Genomic DNA, 5,337 nt, shown 5'->3' with positions numbered 1-5,337 from the left:
CTCGTCCCGATCGAACTTCTCGTCCCGATCGAACTTCTCGTCCCGATCGAACTTCTCGTCCCGATCGAACTTCTCGTCCCGATCGAACTTCTCGTGATCGAAGTCCTTCTCGTCCCGATCGAACTTCTCGTGATCGAAGTCCTTCTCGTCCCGATCGAACTTCTCGTGATCGAAGTCCTTCTCGTCCTGGTCGAACTTCTCCCGGTCGAAGTCCTTCTCGTCCCGGTCGAAGTCGTGCTGCTTCTCGTCGTCCTTTTGCTTACGGAACGAACCGTCGTGCTTGTCACAGGCGTCTGCATTGCGACGACCGGCGTACACGCCGGTCTTGTCGATCCTCAGCGTGCTCCAGGCATCGGACACGCAAAGGTCGCCCTGGGCGGCACTGGCCGGGCCGGCCAGCCCGACAAGCGCGGCAGCGACGATCAACGCACCACCGGCTCCGGCTGCTATGAAGTTACCTTTCATGATCTCCCCCCGTTATCACGTGGTGACTTTGTCACTCTAAGTAGTTAAGGCCGTAACGCGGCGTAACGGCACGCCCGCAACCTCTCGTCACTTTGTCGACGTCCTCAACCAAGATCGCTCGGGTATGTCCTCAGCTGACGACACATGCGGCCAGTTGAGCGGTGATGTCGATCTTGGGAAGATCGTTCCCAAAGGCGATAGCTTTTGGTTATGGCCCCAGGTCTTGGACCTGCGGGGCTCGGGCACCACATCATCGCCACCATGACGACGCGACTTCGGCGCGGGCGGTGGACGATGGCGACGTCACTCGCCGCCTGCGCACTACTGGCAAGCGCCTGCGCGACCACCCTCGCCACCACCCCCGCCGCCGCTCCCAGCCCCTGCCTCACGGCCGACCTCGCCACCAGCCCCGCCTCCGTCCGATCCGCATCGCAGGGCCCCGCCGCCGAGGAGTTCGCATCGCCGAACCCCACCACCCGCCCGACGAGCGCCCCCGCCGCCGTCACCACCAGACCTGTGGGCGCCCCCACCGCCGCCCTGACCACCAGGCCCACGCGCACCCCCGCCGCGGCCCTCGCCACGGGCCCTGCGACCGGCGCCGCCGCCCACCTCGGCAGGAGCCCCGGCGCTGAGGCGTCCATATCGCCGAGCCTCGCTTCCTGCCCTGCGAGCGACCCCGCGAGCGGCTCGGAGGGTGACCCCAACACCGGCGCCGGGGGCCCTTCCACCGATCGGGGCGCGTTGCCGAGCGCTGGCGGGCATGCGGGGGTGGCGCGGGAGGTGCGGGCCTACGTGGACGCCGTGAACGCTCGTGACCTGGACGCCCTGGTCACCGCCTTCGCCTCGGACGGCGTGATCATCGACGTCACCCGTTCCATCCGCGGGCACGACGCCATCCGCGAGTGGGCGCGGGTCGAGGTGATCGGCGGCACCCTGAAGGTGGTCTCCATCGCCGAGCGGCGGTCGAACGGGCAGAAGCTCCTGGTCCACTGGGCCCCCGCGGGATCCGCCGGTTGGCGGGCGCACTACGACTTCACGGTCTCCGGTGGACGCATCGTCCGGGCCGATCTGCAGTACGCCTAACCGCACAGCGACCGATAGCCCCACGACCCCGAAGGCCCCGTTGCTCGGCATTCCGCATTCTGTATGCATTTGGGTCTTGTAGACGACCAAGTCGAGGATCACCCTGGCGGCAGGAGGCAGTGACATGTCGCACCCACTCGGAGTAAGCCGACCCGATCTCGAAGTCACCGACCTGCCCACGCCGGAAGAGGTCTTCAAGGCCTCCAAGATCGGCACCAAGGAACTGTTCAAGTACGCCATAGGCCCGAGCCTGATCGCGCTCGGCATCTCCATCGGCAGCGGTGAATGGTTGCTAGGCCCCCTGAACGTGGGCCAGTACGGATTCGTCGGCGTCGGCTGGGTCATCGTCGTGTCGGCGCTGCTGCAGACGTTCTACAACGTCGAGTGCTCGAGGTATGTCCTCGCCACCGGTGAGACGCCGGTGGTCGGCTGGGGGCGGGTGCCGCCGGGGTGGCCGCTCTGGGTGCCGCTGTCCGTGCTCATCGTGATCTTCGCGTTCATCGCGGGCGGATGGGCCGCGTCGGCGGGTCAGGGCGTGTACGCGCTGGTCCACGGCGTCCCACCGGCGGCCGACGACCTCGAGCCACGCTGGTGGGCCATCGGCCTGCTGGTGCTGGTGTTCCTGATCACCGCCGGGGCCAAGCGCGTCAGCCGCGCGCTCGAGCTGGCGAACTGGCTGATGGTCGGCGCCATCCTCCTCGCTCTCCTGGCCGTCGACCTGCTCGTGGTGCCGTTCAGCCAGTGGTGGGAGGGCATCCGCGGCTTCCTCACCCCGGCCGCCCCGCCCGCCGGGATCACGGCGACGCAGCTCGGCGCCCTGGCCGGGTTCACCGCGCTGGCCTCGGGCCTGAACTGGTACGTCATGGGCCACTACCGCGACAAGGGCTACGGCATGGGCTACCGCGTCGGCTACATCTCCGGCCTGCGCGGCGAGCGGCGCGAGATCCTGGCCAGCGGCGTGACGTTCCCCGACGACGAGCTCAACCGGGGGCTGTGGCGCAGGTGGTACCGGCTGCTGCTGACCGACATGTGGGGCGTGTTCTTCGTCGGAGCCATCCTCGGCATGCTGTTACCCACGATCCTCATGGCGCAGGCCGTCACGATGGCCGGGGAGAAGCCCACCCGGGCGAACGTGCCGACGTTCGTGGCCAGCGCGCTCGGCGACCAGTACGGGCGGGTGAGCTTCTACGCCGCGCTCGTGATCGGCGTGCTGATCCTCTTCTCCACCCAGCTCGGCATCTTCGAGGCGATGGTACGGGTGACGACCGACGCGGCGAACGCCACCAGCCCGCGCCTGCGCGCCCTGATCGCGGGGGACCCGCGCCGGTTCTACTACCCGTTCATGATCCTGCTGCTGGTTCTCATCTCGATCGTCATCTTCCAGTCGCTGCCGGTCGGCCTGGTGGAGTGGTCGGCCAACATGTCGAACCTGGGCGCGCTGATCTACCCGTTCCTGCTCATGTACCTGAACAGCAAGCTGCCGCGCCCGGCCCGCCCGCGCCCGTGGCACTACGTCATCCTCGTGCTCAACTTCCTGTTCTTCGGCTTCTTCTTCGTCAACTTCATCGCCGACTTCATCGGGGATCCGCTGGTGACGTTCTGACGAGGAAGACGTCGCCGTTGCCCGGCGCGTCGCCGCCCTTCGGGACGCCGTAGGTCAGGCCCGTGATCGCCACCTCGCCCGACGGGGTGGCGGTCGCGTACAGGTTGGGCTCGGCGAAGGCGTCCACGCCGTCGTCCCTGGCGGTGCCGAGCTGGGCCGCGGCGCGCTGGCGGCCCTTGGCGTCCAGGCGCAGCGTCAGGACGTCGGCGCCGCCCGCCTGTACGCTCACCCGGCCCCGGGTGTAGCCGGCGACCTCGACCTCGCCGCCCGCGAGCGGGATCACGGCGGCGCCGGCCTCGGCAAGAGGGGTGGCGAGGGTGTGCTGCCAGCGCTGCTTGCCCTGGCTGGTGTAGGCGGCGGTGTACGCGTCCCCGCCGACGCCGCCCGTGGCCACGGCCAGGCCCGTCGTGGCGACGGCCACCGCGTTCAGCCGGTCGCTCGCGCTGGAGCCCGCCGTGGCGGCCCACTTCCTGGTGCCGTCCGTCGTGAACGCGGCCAGCCAGCCGCCGGGCGTGGTCGTGCCCGGTAGGGCGGCACCGGCGCCGCCGGTGACATAGACGTTCGAGGCGTCCGCGGCGACGCCGTAGGCCTTGTCCTCGCCCGCGCCGCCGTACTGGCGGATCCAGGACACCTCGCCGCCCGGAGCGAGGCGGGCGAGGATGGCGTCCTTGTCGCCGGCGTTGGCGCCGTCCAGCGCGCCCTTGGTGTAGCCCACGACGTACGCGCCGCCGTCGGGCGCGGCGGCCAGTCCGTAGAGGCGGTCGGCCACGCCCGCCACGCCGAACTGCGTGATCCAGCGGACGGCCCCGCCGGCGTCGAGACTGACCACGAACGCGTCGTCCGTGGTGTTGCCCGCGTGCCGCCCGTCCAGGTCGCCCTTGGTGTAGCCGGCCGCCAGCACGCCGCCGTCCGGCAGGGCCGCCACGCCGTACAGCCGCTCGTCGGCCGCGGTGCCGAGCTGTTTGGTCCAGCCGCCGACGCGGGTGAGGACCGCGTTCCCGCCGGCCGCGTACCCGATGGTCAGGGAGCCGTCCGCGTGGGCCGCCACTCCCCCGGCCCAGTCGGAGCCGGCCGTTCCGTACAGCGGGGCGGGCAGGCCGGTCGGCGGCGTGACGCTGAGGCCCGGGCCGAGCTCGGCCATGGCCTGCTCGAAGGCGGGCTCCCACACCGTCCAGTCGTGGCCGCCGTCCATGACGCGCAGCTGCGCGGAGAGCGCGGGCGAGCGCCGGGCGGCGTTGTAGAGGGCGGCGGACTCGAAGTCCAGGTCGTGGCGGGCGTCGGCGAGGTCCGGATTGGCGTACTCGTCGTCGCCGACCGCCACGAACAGCCGCACCGGCAGGTCGGGATCCAGTTTCGGCAGCAGGGCCGGGTAGTTGAGCTCCCGGTAGACCTCGTCGGAGAACTTCTCGCCGTCCTTGCCGAACGCCCCGTAGTCGCGGGCGGAGGAGTCGGACGGCGGCAGCGGCGTGTAGACGGCCGGGCTGAGCACGGCGGCGGCGCTGAACAGGTCCTGGTGCGCGAGCGCGAACCGCAGCGCGCCCGCGCCGCCCATCGAGTACCCGCCGACCAGGCGGGCCTCCCTGATGGGCGCCGTACGGTACGTCGCGTCCACGTACGCCACCAGGTCCCTGGTCAGAGCCGTCTCGACCGGCTTTCCCGGCAGGTCGGCGCCGGTGTAGCGGGAGTCGGCGTACCAGCTGCCGCGCTCGCTCCAGGGGGCGTCCGGCATGACGGCGATGACGGGCGGGATGCGCCTGGTACGGATCATGTCGTCGAGCAGGGTCTTGACCCGGGTCCACGCCTGCATGCTGTCGCCCCGGCCGTGGAGCAGGTAGAGCACGGGGTGGCGGTCGGTGCCGCGGTCGTAGCCGCTGGGCAGGTAGACGTTGAAGGCGATGTTCTCGCCCAGTGCCCGCGACGGGGCGGAGCCGGTGGCCAGCGTGCCGCCCGCCCGTACCTCCGTCTCGCCCGGAGCGGCCAGGAAGGTCAGTGACGCCAGGACGGCGAGCACGGCGAGCCAGCGGGGTTTGCGCATCAACCGCTCCCGTAAACGTTTACAGTACGCACCTTGCGGTGTTTCGGGAGAGTTTCGTGGTGAAGGTGTGGCCGTGTCAACCGCCCACCGGCCGGGCGCGCCGGGCGGGTGGCATGCAGAGAAAGTCCATGGCCATGACCAGCACCGGGAT

At 70.3% G+C, this 5,337-nt stretch carries 3 protein-coding genes and 1 pseudogene; 2 read left to right on the top strand and 2 right to left on the bottom strand.

Annotation, left to right across the window (positions count from 1 at the left end; translation table 11 throughout):
* A pseudogene (locus AB0L65_RS47065) lies at nt 1-465 on the bottom strand (hypothetical protein); the annotation flags it as partial.
* 261 nt (nt 466-726) lie between these two features.
* Here AB0L65_RS47065 and AB0L65_RS47060 point away from each other — a divergent pair.
* Nucleotides 727-1,548, top strand: coding sequence for a nuclear transport factor 2 family protein (locus tag AB0L65_RS47060; protein ID WP_364260345.1), 822 nt, complete (start codon nt 727-729; stop codon nt 1,546-1,548).
* 124 nt (nt 1,549-1,672) lie between these two features.
* The gene (locus AB0L65_RS47055) at nt 1,673-3,151 is read left to right on the top strand and encodes an Nramp family divalent metal transporter (protein ID WP_364260342.1); all 1,479 of its coding nucleotides are present in this window, start codon (nt 1,673-1,675) and stop codon (nt 3,149-3,151) included.
* Here the strand turns inward: AB0L65_RS47055 and AB0L65_RS47050 are convergent.
* Nucleotides 3,123-5,186, bottom strand: a complete 2,064-nt coding sequence (locus tag AB0L65_RS47050) for an alpha/beta hydrolase-fold protein (RefSeq protein WP_364260339.1) — start codon at nt 5,184-5,186, stop codon at nt 3,123-3,125. The two genes, AB0L65_RS47055 and AB0L65_RS47050, sit on opposite strands and share 29 nt — an antisense overlap.
* Nucleotides 5,187-5,337 lie beyond the last annotated feature (151 nt).

The sequence above is a fragment of the Nonomuraea sp. NPDC052116 genome (assembly GCF_040680035.1).
Lineage (GTDB): Bacteria > Actinomycetota > Actinomycetes > Streptosporangiales > Streptosporangiaceae > Nonomuraea > Nonomuraea angiospora_A.
The sequence above is the reverse complement of the archived record's forward strand: the minus strand, read 5'-3'. Positions and strand labels throughout refer to the sequence as shown.

Excerpts from the sequence above, each read along its gene's own strand:
- AB0L65_RS47060 (WP_364260345.1), top strand. The coding sequence starts at position 727 with ATGACGACGCGACTTCGGCGCGGGCGGTGGACGATGGCGACGTCACTC.
- AB0L65_RS47050 (WP_364260339.1), bottom strand. The coding sequence starts at position 5,186 with ATGCGCAAACCCCGCTGGCTCGCCGTGCTCGCCGTCCTGGCGTCACTG.
- AB0L65_RS47055 (WP_364260342.1), top strand. The coding sequence starts at position 1,673 with ATGTCGCACCCACTCGGAGTAAGCCGACCCGATCTCGAAGTCACCGAC.